Source organism: Campylobacter sp. CFSAN093238, assembly GCF_012898015.1.
Classification (GTDB): domain Bacteria; phylum Campylobacterota; class Campylobacteria; order Campylobacterales; family Campylobacteraceae; genus Campylobacter_D; species Campylobacter_D jejuni.
The window spans coordinates 1,373,929-1,390,200 of sequence record NZ_CP040611.1 but is presented as its reverse complement, the minus strand read 5'-3'; the positions used below and the strand labels follow the sequence as shown (position 1 = coordinate 1,390,200).

16 protein-coding genes, 1 tRNA gene and 1 pseudogene are annotated in these 16,272 nt (G+C 30.5%); 12 read left to right on the top strand and 6 right to left on the bottom strand.

Annotated elements, in window-relative coordinates:
* Positions 1–15 precede the first annotated feature (15 nt).
* The 4 genes from nrfH to FBF21_RS07145 all read left to right on the top strand — a co-directional run bounded on the left by nrfH (position 16) and on the right by FBF21_RS07145 (position 3,220).
* Positions 16–531: a cytochrome c nitrite reductase small subunit gene (gene nrfH, locus FBF21_RS07160; RefSeq protein WP_010891930.1), complete on the top strand. Its 516-nt coding sequence runs from the start codon at positions 16–18 to the stop codon at positions 529–531.
* A gap of 14 nt (positions 532–545) precedes the next feature.
* The gene (locus FBF21_RS07155; protein WP_002867305.1) at positions 546–2,378 is read left to right on the top strand and encodes an ammonia-forming cytochrome c nitrite reductase subunit c552; all 1,833 of its coding nucleotides are present in this window, start codon (positions 546–548) and stop codon (positions 2,376–2,378) included.
* A 134-nt stretch (positions 2,379–2,512) separates the two neighbouring features.
* Positions 2,513–3,067, top strand: coding sequence for a membrane protein (locus FBF21_RS07150; RefSeq protein ID WP_002867306.1), 555 nt, complete (start codon positions 2,513–2,515; stop codon positions 3,065–3,067).
* A 63-nt stretch (positions 3,068–3,130) separates the two neighbouring features.
* Positions 3,131–3,220: transfer RNA gene (locus FBF21_RS07145), tRNA-Ser, on the top strand.
* 72 nt (positions 3,221–3,292) lie between these two features.
* Here the strand turns inward: FBF21_RS07145 and ceuB are convergent.
* The 6 genes from ceuB to FBF21_RS07115 all read right to left on the bottom strand — a co-directional run bounded on the left by ceuB (position 3,293) and on the right by FBF21_RS07115 (position 8,596).
* Positions 3,293–4,285 (bottom strand): enterochelin ABC transporter substrate-binding protein CeuB, encoded by a 993-nt coding sequence (ceuB, locus tag FBF21_RS07140; protein ID WP_002867307.1) that lies wholly within the window; start codon positions 4,283–4,285, stop codon positions 3,293–3,295.
* A gap of 12 nt (positions 4,286–4,297) precedes the next feature.
* Positions 4,298–5,053: an ABC transporter ATP-binding protein gene (locus tag FBF21_RS07135; protein ID WP_002867308.1), complete on the bottom strand. Its 756-nt coding sequence runs from the start codon at positions 5,051–5,053 to the stop codon at positions 4,298–4,300.
* Positions 5,050–5,988 carry an iron chelate uptake ABC transporter family permease subunit gene (locus FBF21_RS07130; RefSeq protein WP_002867309.1) on the bottom strand — a complete coding sequence of 313 codons (939 nt, stop codon included), beginning with the start codon at positions 5,986–5,988 and terminating at the stop codon, positions 5,050–5,052. The genes FBF21_RS07135 and FBF21_RS07130 overlap by 4 nt, the downstream gene beginning before the upstream one ends.
* On the bottom strand, positions 5,981–6,949 hold the full coding sequence (locus FBF21_RS07125) for an ABC transporter permease (RefSeq protein ID WP_002874446.1): 969 nt from the start codon (positions 6,947–6,949) through the stop codon (positions 5,981–5,983). Before FBF21_RS07125 ends, FBF21_RS07130 begins: the two co-directional genes overlap by 8 nt.
* Positions 6,950–7,034: 85 nt before the next feature.
* Positions 7,035–8,024, bottom strand: coding sequence for a phospholipase A (locus FBF21_RS07120; RefSeq protein WP_002860788.1), 990 nt, complete (start codon positions 8,022–8,024; stop codon positions 7,035–7,037).
* On the bottom strand, positions 8,021–8,596 hold the full coding sequence (locus tag FBF21_RS07115) for a molybdenum cofactor guanylyltransferase (protein ID WP_002867312.1): 576 nt from the start codon (positions 8,594–8,596) through the stop codon (positions 8,021–8,023). Before FBF21_RS07115 ends, FBF21_RS07120 begins: the two co-directional genes overlap by 4 nt.
* Positions 8,597–8,657: 61 nt before the next feature.
* Between FBF21_RS07115 and FBF21_RS07110 the strand changes: the two genes are divergently transcribed.
* The 8 genes and pseudogenes from FBF21_RS07110 (at position 8,658) to FBF21_RS07075 (ending at position 16,267) form a co-directional block, all read left to right on the top strand.
* Positions 8,658–9,965 (top strand): NFACT family protein, encoded by a 1,308-nt coding sequence (locus FBF21_RS07110; protein ID WP_002875975.1) that lies wholly within the window; start codon positions 8,658–8,660, stop codon positions 9,963–9,965.
* Position 9,966: 1 nt separating this feature from the next.
* Positions 9,967–10,305, top strand: coding sequence for a hypothetical protein (locus tag FBF21_RS07105; RefSeq protein ID WP_002852397.1), 339 nt, complete (start codon positions 9,967–9,969; stop codon positions 10,303–10,305).
* Positions 10,306–10,313: 8 nt separating this feature from the next.
* Positions 10,314–11,039, top strand: a complete 726-nt coding sequence (locus FBF21_RS07100) for a phosphatidate cytidylyltransferase (protein WP_002875974.1) — start codon at positions 10,314–10,316, stop codon at positions 11,037–11,039.
* On the top strand, positions 11,036–12,106 hold the full coding sequence (gene dxr / locus FBF21_RS07095; protein ID WP_002860792.1) for a 1-deoxy-D-xylulose-5-phosphate reductoisomerase: 1,071 nt from the start codon (positions 11,036–11,038) through the stop codon (positions 12,104–12,106). Before FBF21_RS07100 ends, dxr begins: the two co-directional genes overlap by 4 nt.
* 1 nt (position 12,107) lies before the next feature.
* Positions 12,108–13,502, top strand: coding sequence for a M99 family carboxypeptidase catalytic domain-containing protein (locus FBF21_RS07090; protein ID WP_002909663.1), 1,395 nt, complete (start codon positions 12,108–12,110; stop codon positions 13,500–13,502).
* The gene (tsaD, locus tag FBF21_RS07085; protein WP_002886115.1) at positions 13,499–14,506 is read left to right on the top strand and encodes a tRNA (adenosine(37)-N6)-threonylcarbamoyltransferase complex transferase subunit TsaD; all 1,008 of its coding nucleotides are present in this window, start codon (positions 13,499–13,501) and stop codon (positions 14,504–14,506) included. The genes FBF21_RS07090 and tsaD overlap by 4 nt, the downstream gene beginning before the upstream one ends.
* Complete coding sequence (locus FBF21_RS07080) at positions 14,507–15,022, top strand: prepilin-type N-terminal cleavage/methylation domain-containing protein (protein WP_043012922.1); 516 nt, start codon at positions 14,507–14,509, stop codon at positions 15,020–15,022. It abuts the gene before it with no gap.
* Positions 15,022–16,267 (top strand): annotated as a pseudogene (locus tag FBF21_RS07075) (DUF2920 family protein). Before FBF21_RS07080 ends, FBF21_RS07075 begins: the two are co-directional and overlap by 1 nt.
* Positions 16,268–16,272: the final 5 nt, after the last annotated feature.

Genomic DNA, 16,272 nt, shown 5'->3' with positions numbered 1-16,272 from the left:
TGAAGATTTTAAGAAATGATAATTTTAAGGAGGAAAATTTTGAAGAAAACTTCGAATCTTTTTACTATTTTTCTTGTTTTGCTTTTTGTTTTCTTTGCGGTTGGGTTTTATACTTTTTATAACGCTAAGGGCACATCTTATTTAAGCAATGCAAGTGAATCTTGTAATAACTGCCATATTATGAATGAAGTTTATAACGAATACATGGCAGGACCACACTCTCAAAAAGTCAAAGGCGAACCAAGAGCAACTTGTGTGGATTGTCATTTGCCACATAATTTTGTAGCTAAGTGGATAGCTAAAGCGCAAAGTGGTTTAGGACATGCTTATGCTTTTACTTTTAAACTTGATGAGTTGCCTACAAATTTGAGTGCGACTGAAAAAAGCAGAAAAATGGTGCAAGAAAACTGCATACGCTGTCATGCAGATTTTGCTCAAACAGCTATCAATGCTACAACAAATCCACATGCAGACAAGTCATTAAATTGTGCTTCTTGTCATAAAGATGTTGGACATAAACACGGAATTTAATAAGGAGAAGATGAATGAAAAAAAATATTTTACGCTTAGGTATTGTCGTTTTGGTTTTACTTATAGCGGGAGTTTTATGGCTAAATAATGATATCAATCAAAAAAAAGAAGATGAAGCAAATAAAAATGCCATTGCAGCAAATGCTGATTTTTCTTTGCTTAGCGATGATGATCCAAATTTTGAAAAATGGGGTAAGGTTTTTCCAGAGCAACTAAAAATGTATTTAACGGTTGAAAAAGAAGAGCCTAAGGCTACTGAATTTGGTGGTAATTTAGCTTATTCAAAATTAATTCGCTTTCCTCAATTAACCATACTTTGGGCAGGATATCCTTTTAGTCTTGATTTCAATGAAGAAAGAGGGCATTTTTGGGTTCAAGTAGATCAAATGAAAACAGCAAGAAACAACAAAGATTTTCTTAATGCCCATGGACTTGCTGCTTTTAAAGGCCAGCCCGCAGCTTGTATGAATTGTCATAGTGGATGGACTCCATGGCTTATAAAAAATGTTGCTAAAGGAGATTTTACTGCTTTTAACTCTACAAATTATTGGACTATGATTAAAAATATCCCAGCCGTTGATGGTATAGTGGAAAATTCACCTGAACATGCAGGTCCACATGGTGGTAAAAGAATGGGTGTAACTTGTGCAGATTGTCACAATCCAAATGATATGAGTTTAAGACTTACTCGTCCAGCAGCTATTAATGCTTTAGTTTCTAGAGGATATGAAAAAGATCCAGTGCAAGGCGTAAAAGCTACAAGAGAAGAAATGAGAACTTTAGTTTGCTCTCAATGCCATGTTGAATACTATTTTAAACCAACGGGGGAAAAAGTAAAAGTAATGGGTGAAACTATTGTAGATGATAGTTCTAAAAAATGGTGGAATGGAACTCAGAAAAATTATGATGAGTATGAATTTTGGAGAGATGGTAATAAAGCTAAAGAGATTGAAACCGATGGTATAGTTTTAACTTTTCCTTGGAGTGAGTGGAAAAAAGGGCAACCATTTAGAATTGAAATGTTAGATGATTATTATGATAAAGTTCGTGGAGTATTTGGAGCTGATTTTACTCATAAATTAACAGGGGCGCAAATTATTAAAATTCAACACCCAGAAAGCGAACTTTATAGTGGCGGTGTGCATGCTGCAAATGGGGTAAGTTGCGTGGATTGTCATATGCCTTATGTTAGAGAAGGAGCTAAAAAGGTTACTCAACACAATATCACCTCTCCTTTAAGAGATATTAACTCTGCTTGTAAGTCTTGTCATAAACAAAGCGAAGATTATTTAAAAGCTCAAGTGCTTGACATACAAAATAGCGTTGCACATGATCAAAGAACTGCAGAGTATGCAATTGTTAGTTTGATTATGGATACTAAAAAACTACGCGATGAACTAGGTAATATGGAAAAATTCCAAAGCGATGGAAAAGCTGATGCGAAAAAAATTAGCGAAGAACTAAAAGAAGTTTTAGAACTTCATCGTAAAGCTCAAATGAGAGCAGATTTTGTTAATGCTGAAAACTCAACTGGTTTCCATAATCCTCGCGAAGCTTCAAGAATGTTATTGCAAGCTGTTGATATGGCAAGAATGGGACAAACTAAACTTGTAGAAATCGCCGCAGCAAATGGAATTAAAGATTTTAAAACTTCAAATTTAGGTTTTGAAGATATTCAAAAATTTAATCCAGGAGAGCTTTATTATAAAGTAGATGTTAATAATCATAAAGCTGGAGAGCGTTACTATGCAGATGAAAAAGATGTTAATGGTAATCCTCCAAAAGAACTTTTAGAGCATGATAAAGAGCTCGCTCCTTATAATTATCAAGTGATTGATAAAAAATAATTCTTAAGCCCTATAAATTATGGGGCTTTTTCTTTTTTATTTTAAAAAATATAAACTTTTTATTTAAAATTCACTTTTGCTTCACTTTGTTTTGTCAAAATATCACAAATTTTGATAATCAAAAAGGAGTTAAAATGATCAATAAAAATAAATTGTTTAGACAGGTTCATATCTATCTTAGTTTGTTCTTCTTGCCTTGTGCTTTGCTTTTTGCTTTAACGGGTATAGCGTATATTTTTGGTATTAATCAAGATGTGGGCTTAAAAGTTGAGCAGTATCAATTGTCAAAAGTTATAGAAAGTGGTAAAGAAAGAGAAGCTTTAATAGAGTTTTTAAAAACAAATGGTTTAAAAGTGCCATCTAATACAAATATAATTAAAAGTAAAGATAAAGGTATAACAATAGGTGGAACTCATTATAGTGCTAATATAACTCAAAATTCTACTAATGAATACAGCATTACTCTAAAAACAAGATCTTTGCTTGGAGATATGATTATGCTTCATAAAGATAAGGGTGCTTGGTATTTTTCTGTGCTTAGTGTAGGTTTTGGTATTACTTTATTTATGCTTTATATTTCAGGGCTTATGATTACTTTGTTTGCAAATAAAAAAGATAGAAGTAAACAATTTGCAGTTCTTGGAGTAGGGGTTGTTGTAACTTTGCTTTTGGCTTATCTTAGCCTTTGATTTTTCCTAGCTTTTTAAGCTAGGTATTATTTATTTTTTTGTATAATTACACTTTACTTTATTGGACAGATGGGTGAGCGGCTGAAACCACACCCCTGCTAAGGGTGCAGATCTTAACGGGTCTCGAGGGTTCAAATCCCTCTCTGTCCGCCACTAAAACTTTCTTGAAAATCCCAAGTATTTTATTAAGTATCGAAGCAAGAGACTAGCCCTTGCGAAGTTATATTATTTTACAGCGTTTTTGATTTCTAAAATCATAGTTTTTAAAGACTCTAGTCCATTTCCACTTGCTAAATACCAGTATTCTGGATCAAGATAGATGATTTTTTTGTTTTGTGCTGCTTTGGTTTTAGCGACAAGCACATTATCGAGTATGCCTTGAGCGCGTTCTTTGTTGCCTACGATGACATTTCTATCAACAACAAAAATATAATCAGGATTTTTTTCTAATATAAATTCAGAGTTGATACTTTTTCCGTGTGTGCCTACTTTTATATTCTCATCTACTGCATTAATCCCTAAAACATCGTGAATAATCCCAAAGCGAGATTGAGGACCAAAGGCTGAAATTTTGTTAGAATTTGTAAGAATGATAAGAGCTTTTTTATCTTCATCAACTATACTTTTGGCTTTTTCAATTTCATTTTTAATATCTGAAATTTTTTCTAAAGCTTCTTTTTCTAAACCATAAAGTTTTGCAACGCTTAAGACATTGTTTTCAAAAGAGCTTAAAAAATTTGCATTATCAAGACCTACAAATAAAGTTGGAGCTATTTCTTTTAACTTATCATAAAATTTACTTTGGCGTCCAGAAATGATGATAAGATCAGGTTTTAAAGCATCAATGGCTTCAAAATCAACTTGTTGTACTCCACCTACACTAGGTTTGTTTTTAAATTGTTGTAGGTATTTTGGTAAATTTTTAGCAGGAACGCCAACGACTTTATCATTTAATTTTAAAGCATCAAAAGTATCTAAAATTCCAAGATCTAAGATCACTACCTTAGAAGGATTTTTAGGGATTTTATTTTCTCCTAGACTATCCTTCACTAAAAAACTATCACCCTCATCGCTCATACTAATAGGCAAAACTTTCACCGTAGCAGTGTTGGTTTTTGTTGTAGAACTTGCGTTGTTTTCATTTGAGTTTGAATTACAAGCTGTTAAGATTAGACTTAAAAAAAATGCAAAAAATGCAAAAACTAAAGATTTTTTCATATTTTCTCCTTTTTAAAAATAAATACAAATTTTCTTACCATTAATTTGACTTACGGGTATATCCATATCATAAATTTGTTTTAAATTTTCTTGATTGATGATTTCATCTTTTGAGCCTTGTTTTAAAAGCTTCCCATCTTTTAAGGCTATGATTTCATCAGAATAAATCGAAGCAAAATTAATATCATGTAATACAACAGCTATACTTTTGTTAAAGTCTTTGACTAAATTTTTCATTAGTTGCATGATTTGTACGCTATGCTTCATATCAAGATTGTTCAAAGGTTCATCAAACATTATAAATTCAGTATCCTGAGCGATGATCATGGCTATAAAAACTCTTTGCTTTTGTCCCCCGCTTAATGTATCTAAAAATTCATTTCTTAAGTTGTTAAGTTCCATGTATTCTAAAGCTTCATTGATTTTGATTTTATCGTTTGTATTAAGTCTTCCTTGAGAATGCGGAAAACGCCCAAAAGCGACTAATTCTTCAACTTTTAATCTTAAATTGATATTGTTTTGTTGTTTGAGAATGGAAATTTTTTGTGCTAAGATTTGCTCTTTATAATTTTTTAAATTCATTCCATCGATATAAATTTCTCCACTACTAGGTTTTATCAAACGACTTGCTAGAGCTAAAAGAGTGGATTTTCCAGCGCCATTGGCTCCTATTATAGAAGTGATTTTGCCTTTATGAAAATCAAGGCTAAGATCTGAAATAATGACTTTATTATCATAAAATTTGGTGATATTTTTTAGTTTAATCATAATTTATTACCCTTTAATACAAGATAGATAAAATATATCCCACCTAAGAAATTAATAACCACGCTTATAGTGGCATTATAATCAAAAACTCTAGAGACAAAAAACACCCCTCCAAGTAAAGCCAAAATACTAATAAGTATACAAGCGCTTAGCAAAATACTATGCTTTGCAGTTTTAAATAGTTCATAAGTGATATTTACCACCAAAAGCCCTAAAAAGGTTATAGGACCTACAAGTGCGGTGCTAATAGAAGTTAAAATAGCTATGATAATCATTAATTGTTTTGAAATTTTTTGATAATTTATCCCTAAATTTATCGCTAAATCTTTGCCTAAATTTAAAGGATCTAAAAATTTCATATAGCGAAAAATCCATATAAAACTTAAAAAGCTAATAATATAAGCAAGAATTAAAACATCAAAAGCAATATTATCAAAACTAGCAAACATTCTTCCTTGTATTACCATGAATTCATCAGGGTCGATTAGCACTTCAAAAAAAGAGCTTAAAGTGCTAAAAAGTGTTCCAAAAACTAAACCTAAAAGCATGATAAGATAAATACTTCTATCGCTACTAAATAAAATTTTATAAAGTCCTAGTGAAAAAACCACCATACAAACTAGAGTGATTAAAAAATTGATATCGTTTTTATAAACACTTAAATTAGCCGCACCAAAAGAAAAGATAAGAGCACTTTGAAGCAACATATATAAAGAATCTAATCCTATGATAGCAGGGGTTAGAATTTTGTTATTGCATAAAGTTTGAAAAATCACTGTTGAAACAGCGATACAAATAGCTACTATGATAATAGCTGCAATTTGTAAAAAACGACTTTTTAAAGCATACTCATCAAAGCCATTTAAACCCACAAGTATAAAAATCCCTATCATACCAAGTGTTAAAAAGCTTAAAATTAGCATTTTTTTACGCATAAACTTTCCTTTTTAGCAAAAGAAAGATAAAGATTAAAGATCCTAAAACACCTGTAGTGATGCTTAAAGGCATTTCAAAAGGAAAGATGACAAGTCTTGAAATGATATCGCAAACAAGCAAAAACAAAGCTCCACAAAGTGCTATATAGATAAGATTTTTTCTAAGATTATCACCTAGATAAAGAGCTACTAAATTTGGGATAATTAGCCCTAAAAAAGGGATAATCCCAACGCTTACAATCACTAAACTAGTGATAATGCTTACAATCATCAAGCCTAAAAATAATATCCCATTATAAGAAATTCCAAGATTTAAAGCTATATCTTCACCCATGCCAACTATGGTAATTTTATGAGCTAAAAAATAAGCAAGTATAAAAAGTGGTAAAGAAATGTAGAGCAATTCATAATTTCCCTGCATAACATTTGCCATACTGCCTTGTAGCCAACCTTGGATATTTTGTATATAATTTAAAGCATAGGCAAAAAAAGTGGTTATAGCACTAATAATACCTCCAAACATCAAGCCTATCAAAGGTACAAAAATCACATCTTTGAGTTTGATTTTTCTTAAAATTTGGATAAATATAAAAGAACCCAAAAGTGCAAATACAGAAGCAATGATAGTTTGAGTAAAAAAAGACGCTCCAGCAAAAAATATTAAAGAAATAAGTATGCCAAATTTAGCACAATCCATAGTCCCTGCTGTAGTTGGGGAAACGAATTTATTTTGCGTGAGTTGTTGCATGATAAGCCCGCATATACTAAGACTCATTCCTGTGAGTAAAATTGCTATAAGTCTAGGAATTCTTGTGAGAGTTATGATTTCTAGTTGAGTGGAGTTAAGATTAAGAATATCTTTTACATTGATACTGATAACTCCTATAAATAAACTTATCATTCCAAAGAATAAAAGTAAAGCTATAAGCACTTTTAAACTCAATATATGCTTAAAAAACAAATCTTTCCTTATAGTAATAATAATTATCAAAAATGAAATTGTAATGAAATTTGTTTTAAGAAATGATAAAACTACAAAGGATATTTTAGTAAGAAATCAAAAATCCAGTGGAAAGTCTTTGTAAGTGTTTGTTATAGTCTATAAGGCTTTCTCCATAGCCATTAAAGTATTGTAAATACCAATAAATTCCGTTATTAAAAATATCATATCCTAGATCAACTTGTATAGCGCCTTTGTTATTGTGGAATTTAAGATTATTTCTTAGCATAAGATTGATAAAATAATCATCACCTAAATACGCTAAATTCACATCAAAATTTCCCATATAATGCAAGATGGCAGGATTATCATCATCTTTTTTGTTTTCAGGAATTCTATACCAAAGGCGTGGAACAAATAAAAATTTATTATATAAAATAGCAGTAGATACATAAATTCTATTCCATGAGCGAGATTGTAAATTCTCATCTCCCTTGCCATTGCTTTCATGCAATATACCTACGCGTAGATTGTTAAAAAATTCATAATCTTTAAGATATAAAGGAAGATCTATAAAAAATTCTGGTTGATAGTTGGTTTCTCTAAAAGGAGAAGAATGCTCATAAATTTGCCACCAAGAAGTTTGAGTATAGGCTATATAATATTTTTCATCTAGTCCTAGTAAATTTTCAAAAAGTCTTTTTTTAACACTAAGTTGGAATTTCGCCTCACTCTTATTATTATTTACTCCTAAAGAATTAAAACTATAAGCAAAAGGTAAAAAATAATTCATCTTATAAGAGCTAATGCCAAGGGGATTAAAGCTTTCATTTTCACCAAGATAATTAGCCAAAGCTAAGCGAGAAAAGTCTTGTTTTTCTTCTTTTTTTATAGTGATAGAATTTTGCATTTGTGTTGCTTCGCTTGAGTTATTTTGTTCTTGAGAAATCAAAACAGATGAATTTTTTAAAGCGAGTTTTTTGTAAATTTCCATAGCTTTTTTATAATCGCCTTGTTTTTCATACTCTAAAGCTTGTTGTAAATCACTAGCCCATATAAAAACGCATAAGCTTAAAAATAAAGCAATTTTTCTCATTTTAACTTGCTTTTAAATTTTTCATATTCTTCATAAAAATTAAGATTTAAAAAAGCATCTTCATCTTCAAATTCTACAAATTTGGTTTTAATCTCAGAAAATAAAAGTCCTATTTTTTGTTCATTTTTTTCTAAGAAATTTTTACAAGTTTGAGCTAAAGAGCTGTGATAAAAGCCACATAAGGGATGTTTATGCAAAGGGGTTTTTGCTATGATTATTTTATAGTTTTGTTCTAAAAAAGGAAGCATTTTTAAAAGTTCATTTTCACCTACTTTAGGACTATCTACACTTAAAACAAAAACAAATTCATTTTTAAAATTTGAAAGTATAGAGTAAAGCGCAAGCATAGGAGAGTAAACTTCAAATTCTAAAGAATCTTTTATCAAGCTAAAATGGTTTTCAAATTTGTCTTCTTTCGCACTCACATAGACATTTTTAAAAATTTTAGAAAATTTATCTACTTGAAATTGAGTTAAATTTTGATTTTTAAGAATCAATTTGCTTTTATCTTGTCCCATACGGCTAGATTTACCACCACATAAAATCACGCAATTTAGCTCATTAAGCTGCACAAATTTCCTTTTTAATGTAATTCTACCACAAAATTCGCCAAAATATTTTATAATTTCTTTTATGAAATACACAGAACTTTTACAATTACAAACTTTTTTTTCTCGGTTTAAAAAAATCGATTTTATCAAGCGTATCAATGACAATATTTTGGAATTAAGCTTTGATAGAGAAAGATTTATTTTTGATCTTACTCGTGCAATGAGTGCGATTTATACAGCTAAATTTAATGCAAAAAATTATAATGCACCTTTTGATTTTATGCTTAAAAAGTATTTTAGCAATGCTTTTATAAAGGAAGTTAAAGTCCTTGAAGGCAATCGTATTTTATGTTTTAGTGTAAAAGCTAATAAGGCTTATAAAAGCTATGAGAGCAAAATTTATTTTGAATTTACGGGTAAAAATACCAATGTTATTCTTACAGATGAAAAAGATTTGATCATAGAGGCTTTAAGACACATTGATAAAAGTTATCGTGTTGTAAAACCTAATGTGATTTTAGAGTCTTTAAAGCCTTATAAAATGGATGAAAATTTTGAGGAAATTAAAGACTTTGCAGATTATTTTTCTCGCAAATTTACAAGCATTTATGAGAGTAAAATCAAACAAATAAAAAATTTAAAACTTGCACAAGTGGATAAAAAAATACAAAATTTACAAGAACTTTGTTCTAGTTTAGATGAAGAAAATTCTTTATTCTTAAAAGCTTTAGAATACAGAAAAAGGGCCGATGTATTGTTTGCAAATTTGAGTGTTTTAAAAGATTATGAAAGGGAAATTAAGCTTGATGATTTTGAAGGCAAAGAGCTTGAATTTAAGCTTGAATTTAATCCTAAGCAAAGCGCTAATTTATATTATAAAAATGCTAAAAAATTAGAACAAAAAGCTAAAAATTTAAACATACAAAGACAAAATTTAAAAGAAAAGTTAGATTTTACCTTGAGTTTGAAAGAATTATTGCTTCAAGCTAAGAGTGAGATAGAGCTTGAAATTTTACTACCTAAAAAAAATAGCAAAAAAAATCAAGATCATAAACAAGAAGATCTTGTGGCAAATTTTTATTTTAACGAGTTTAAAATTTGTGTGGGTAAAAATGAAAAAGGCAATGAATTTTTACTTAAAAATGCTAAAAAAGATGATTTGTGGCTTCATGTAAGGGATATTCCTAGCGCACATACTTTGATTGTATCAAACAAGCAAAAAATCAGCCTCGATGTGATAGAATTTGCTGCAAGGCTTTGTGTAAGCTTTTCTAAGTTAAAGAAAGGTTCGTATTGGGTCGATTATACCTTAAAAAATTTTGTTAAGGTTCAGCAAAAGGCGTTTGTAAATTATACAAATTTTAAAAGTATTAATATCACAAAGGATTAAAATGCCAGTTAGCCCTTTAGGAAATATCAATTATATAAATCAGAATATGGCTTATCCAGCTACACAAGCAAGCAATGAGCTTGCAAAAGAAGGTTTTGCAGCTACGCTAAATATGGCTGAATTTAATGAAAAAGAAAAAACTTTGAACAAGCTTGAAAAAGTCAATGAGACTCATGAAATCAAAGAAGAGATCAAAGAAAAAGCCGAACAAGAAGAAAAAAAGAAAAAACACAATCAAGAAGCTAAAACCAGCGATGATGAGAAAAATGAAGAAGATGAGTCTAAAGATCCAAATTTTAAAGACGCACAAAGCATTCATCGCTTAGATATTAGTATATAAGGAAAAATATGTTTAATACAACTAGAATTATTTCAGCTCTTGTGATGATAGGGGCTATTATTATTATCGCGTTGATTGATCAATTTTTTATCAATTTTATCGTTTTTGCGGTTTTATTGTATCTATCTTTTAGTGAAGCAAAAAAACTTTTTGCTTTAGAAAATATCTCTATTATCCCTTTGGCTATAGCTTTTATTTTGGGAAGTTTATCGCATAAAGCTTTGCTTTTTGGGATTTTAGCTTTGTTATTAGTCGTTGGATATTTGGTTTATAAAAAGGCTTCCTTAAAACCAGCTCTTATTTATATTTATCCTAGTTTGCCTATTTTAGCACTTTGGCAAGTGTATTTAGATCAGGGTATGTTTGCACTTTTTTGGCTTATCATTATCGTTGCAGCTTGTGATAGTGGGGCGTATTTTATCGGAAAACTTATGGGTAAAACTCCTTTTTCTCTAACAAGTCCAAACAAAACCTTAGAAGGTGTTATAGGTGGCTTGATTTGTGCGAGTGTTATTGGAACTATTTTGGGAGTTTTTGTTTATAGTTTTTGGCTTTCTTTGCTTTGTTCGTTTTTTGTAGCGATTTTTGCAGTGATTGGAGATTTGCTTGAGAGTTATTTTAAAAGAGAAGCAGGTGTAAAAGATAGTGGAGATCTTATCCCTGGTCATGGGGGCGTGCTCGATAGGATCGATGCGGTGATCATTGCTGCTTTTGTGATGGTTACTCTTTTATGATACTTTTTGGAAGCACGGGCAGCATAGGAGTAAACGCTCTTAAACTTGCTGCTTTAAAAAACATTCGTATTTCTGCTTTAGCTTGTGGGGATAACATCGCTCTTTTAAATGAGCAAATCGCAAGGTTTAAACCCAAATTTGTTGCCATAAAAGATTCAAAAAATAAGCATTTAGTTAAACACGATAGAGTTTTTATAGGGCAAGAAGGTTTAGAGCAAATTTTAACAGAATGTCAAGATAAGCTTTTACTCAATGCCATTGTAGGTTTTGCAGGACTTAAAAGCACTTTAAAGGCTAAAGAGCTTGGCAAAAACATAGCTTTAGCTAACAAAGAAAGTCTTGTAGTAGCTGGGAGTTTTTTGAAAGGGGCTAAATTTTTACCCGTTGATAGTGAGCATGCAGCTTTAAAATTTTTACTCGAAGGTAAAAAAAATATAGCAAAACTTTATATCACAGCAAGCGGCGGAGCTTTTTATAAGTATAAAATCAAAGATTTAAATCAAGTCAGTGTCAAAGATGCTTTAAAACATCCTAATTGGAACATGGGAGCAAAGATCACTATAGATAGTGCGACTATGGCAAATAAGCTTTTTGAGATTATAGAGGCTTATCATTTATATGATTTTAAAGAAATTGATGCTTTAATAGAACCAAGATCTTTAGTGCATGCAATGTGTGAATTTAAAAATGGAGCTAGCACGGCGTATTTTTCAAAAGCAGATATGAAACTAGCTATTTCAGATGCTATATTTGAAAAACAAGATACGCCTATTTTAGAGGCTGTTGATTTTAGTAAAATGCCTGCTTTAAAATTTCATCCAATCAGCACAAAAAAATATCCTATTTTTAAGCTTAAAAATACATTTTTAAAAGAGCCAAATTTAGGTGTTATCATCAATGCTGCTAATGAAGTTGGTGTTTATAATTTTTTAGAAAATAAAAGTGGATTTTTAGACATTGCTAAATGCATTTTTAAAGCTCTTGATCATTTTGGAGTACCTAAAATTTCAAGCATAGAAGAAGTTTTTGAGTATGATTTTAAAACAAGAGAGTATTTAAGGAGTTAAAATGAAATTTTTTTTAACAATTTTATTTTTTATAACAAGCATTTTTGCTTTAGAGCTAGACTTTAGCGTAGGAGAAAATGGAAAAAGTCTAGATGATAATAATACAGTTTTAATTTTTGGTGGAATTCAAGGCGATGAGCCTGGTGGATTTCATGCGGCAAGTTTGCTTTTGAGTGATTATAATATCACTAAGGGTAAGATTATAGTGGCTCCAAATTTAGCTTTTGATAGCATTATCAAGCGTTCTCGTGGGAATAATGGGGATTTAAACCGTAAATTTGCAAATATTAGCCCAAAAGATCCTGATTATAAAACCGTTCAACGCATTAAAGAGCTTATTTTACTTCCTGAAGTTAGTATGGTGATCAATCTTCACGATGGTTGGGGTTTTTATAAACCCACTTATATCGATGCGATGCAAAATCCTAAGCGTTGGGGAAATTCAAGCGTGATTGATACAAGCGAAATCAATGCAAGCAAATACCCTGATCTTGAAAATATCGCCACTCAAACCGTAAATAGTGTCAATTCTTCGCTTGCTGATCCAAAGCATGCTTATCATCTTAAAAACACCAAAACCCAAGAGCTTGGCGATACGGAAATGCTTAAAGCTTTAACTTATTTTGTGATTTCAAATCACAAAGCCGCTTTTGCAAATGAAGCAAGTAAAAATCTGCCTGTAAATTTAAGAGCTTATTATCATCTTTTGGCAATTGAAAATTATTTAAAAACTGCAGGAATTGAATTTAGCAGAGATTTCGAACTCACTCCGCAAGGAGTTGATAAAGCCATAAATAAAGAGCTTGAAGTAAAACTTTTTGATGATAGAATTTTACTTTCTTTAAAAAATCCAAGAAAGGTTATCAACTATGTGCCTTTTCCGGTAAATAAAGAGTTAAATTATAACACAAGCAATGAACTTACGGCTGTTATCGCAGAAGGAAATTCTTTTTATATCCAATATGGCAATCGTTTTCAAACAAGATTATATCCTGAGTATTTAGAATTTAGCGATGCTTTTAATGAAGTAACTTTTCAAGTTGATAGCAATGAAACCACAGTTCCTTTTGGAACCAAGGTAAAAGTAAAAGAGAATTTTCTTATTCCAAAGATAGCTAATGTGCGCGTAAATATCATAGGCTTTGATCATGGAAAAGATGAAAGTGGTATTTTAGTTCATAAAAAAAATATGCAAACACAATACTCTTTAGACATGGCAGGTAAAATTTATAGAGTGGAATTTTATGAGTTAAGAGGGGCGAATTTGCAACAACTTTTAGAGGCAAATACCAATAGCAAGTTGATCAAAAATGCTAAAAATTTGGATTTAAACACTCTTAAAATGGCAAGATCAAAAGATAAATTCTTAGGTTCTATTTTAGTGGAATTTGAATGAAAAATCTTATCCTAGCTATAGAAAGTTCTTGTGATGATAGTTCTATAGCTATCATTGATAAAAATACCTTAGAATGTAAATTTCATAAAAAAATTTCCCAAGAATTAGATCATAGTATCTATGGGGGAGTGGTACCTGAACTTGCTGCAAGACTTCATAGCGAGGCTTTACCAAAGATACTTAAGCAATGCAAAGAGCATTTTAAAAATCTTTGTGCCATAGCTGTGACAAATGAACCCGGGCTTAGCGTTTCTTTGCTCAGTGGAATTTCCATGGCAAAAACCTTAGCAAGTGCTCTAAATTTACCCTTAATCCCTATAAATCATCTTAAAGGTCATATTTATAGTCTTTTTTTGGAAGAAAAAATTTCTTTAGATATGGGAATTTTACTTGTTAGTGGTGGGCATACTATGGTGCTTTATCTTAAAGATGATGCAAACTTAGAGCTTTTAGCAAGTACAAATGATGATAGCTTTGGAGAAAGTTTTGATAAAGTGGCTAAAATGATGAATTTAGGTTATCCTGGTGGGGTCATCATAGAAAATTTAGCAAAAAATGCCAAACTTAAAAATATCTCTTTTAATATACCTTTAAAGCATTCTAAAGAACTCGCTTATAGTTTTTCAGGACTTAAAAATGCAGTGCGTTTAGAAATTTTAAAGCATGAAAATTTAAGCGATGATATAAAAGCAGAAATAGCTTATGCTTTTGAAAATACAGCTTGTGATCATATCATGGATAAATTAGAAAAAATTTTTAATCTTTATAAATTTAAAAATTTTGGCGTTGTAGGAGGAGCTAGTGCAAATCTTAACTTGCGTTCGCGTTTGCAAAATTTATGTCAAAAATATAATGCAAATTTAAAACTAGCTCCCTTAAAATTCTGCTCTGATAATGCTTTGATGATAGCAAGAGCCGCAGTTGATGCTTATGAAAAAAAGGAATTTGTAAGCGTAGAAGAAGATATTTTAAGCCCTAAAAATAAAAATTTTTCAAGGATATAGATGAGAAAAGCTTTTACTATATTAGAACTTGTTTTTGTGATTGTTATCTTAGGAATTTTAGCCGCTATTGCTTTACCAAAAATGAGTTCAAGTAAGCATGAAGCCGAGGTTAGTAAGTCTTTAAATAACCTTAAAACTTTGATCAACGATATAAGCATTTATACTTTGAAAAATGATCATTTAAGCTCTATAAAAACGATGAGTAATGTAAGCGGGGTTGAAAATGTTGATCTTAGTAATTTTAACGGTATAAAAGAAGTAAATTTTCGCGTAGGCGATGATAAAGAATGCTTAAAACTTGTTTTTATAAATAAAGCTGATTTTATACTCATGGGAATTTCAAGCAATGAAGCAAGTAAAAATGCTATCATCAACGCAGCTAATCAAAGCCATGAAGATTTAGAAAATATAGACTTTACAAGCTCTTCTAGTAATAAAGCTTGTGTGATTTTAAGTAAGAATGAAAATTTTAAAAACCTAGCGAGTAAAACTTATTTTTTAATAGGGGGAATGTAATGATAGTGAGTAAAACTTATGAGATCGACTCTTGTGATGATGTAGAACTTGGTATAAAAAGAGAATCAAAGCTTGAATTTAAGCTTTGTTTTGATGATGAAAAAGAAATAAAAGCTTTAGTGTTTATCATCCCTGGGCTTGGTGGAGATGCGGATGAAAATTACCGTGAACACTTGGCTGAATTTGTGGCTAGTGAGTATAATGCAGCTGTAGCTAGTGTGAATTATCATTGTATAGGAAATCGCCCGCAAACTGGATCAAGCTTTTTTATGGATGATATAGACAAACTTATTTTAAAAACAAGTTGTGAAGCTTTAAATATACAAGTTAATTTAGATAAGTTAAATTCTTTAGAAGAATTAAGCTCAACACTCAAAGAAGTTGATCACATCTTAGAAGAACAAAAAAACCAAAAATTAATTAATCCAAATTTTAAATTAAGCATTCATCTAAGTTTGCAACCAACAAAAAACGAATATCAAAATTTTGGGATCATGCAAGCTCAAGATCTTTTAAATGTCGCACTTTATCTTAAAAAACATGCTCCTTTTGATACTATGGGGGGGGGGTATACCAGTTATTATGATAGGTAGTTCTCATGGTGGGTATTTGGCACATTTAGCAGCTAAGATTGCGCCTTGGCTTATAGATGGAGTTATAGATAACTCAAGTTATGCTAAATTTCTTTGGCGTCTTGTAGGATTTGGAAAAGAAATTGATTTTATGAGATATTATTGTTTTGGAACAGCTAATTTTTTTAAACATATTTTTACTTATTGCTCTGATAAAACTTTTTGGACAAGTAATTCTAGTTTAAATAATTTTTTTTCAGTGCCAAGAAGAATGATAAGATATATCTTAGAACCAAAGCATCTTGAAATTCAGAGTAGCTATCCAAAACCATATTATACAAGCTATCATTCTTTTTATGATAAAGAAATAGCTCCACCTGATGAAAAATTAGAACTTTATAAATATTTAAAACAATTTGGATTTGACACAGAGCTTTATATGATAAAAAATCCAGATCAAATTGATGGCAAATTTATCAAAAGTTTAGAACACGGTATGGGAATGTCTATGAAAACTTTGATTTCTAAAGAATTTCCTTTAATGCTAGAAAAAATAAAACAAAATCCAAAAAAAGATTGTAAAGAAAAATGTATCTCTTATCCTTGTGAGGATTTGTTGTATCAATTTAGCGAAAAAGATGACAAAATATCACTAAAAATAGATAAATTTTAAGGAAA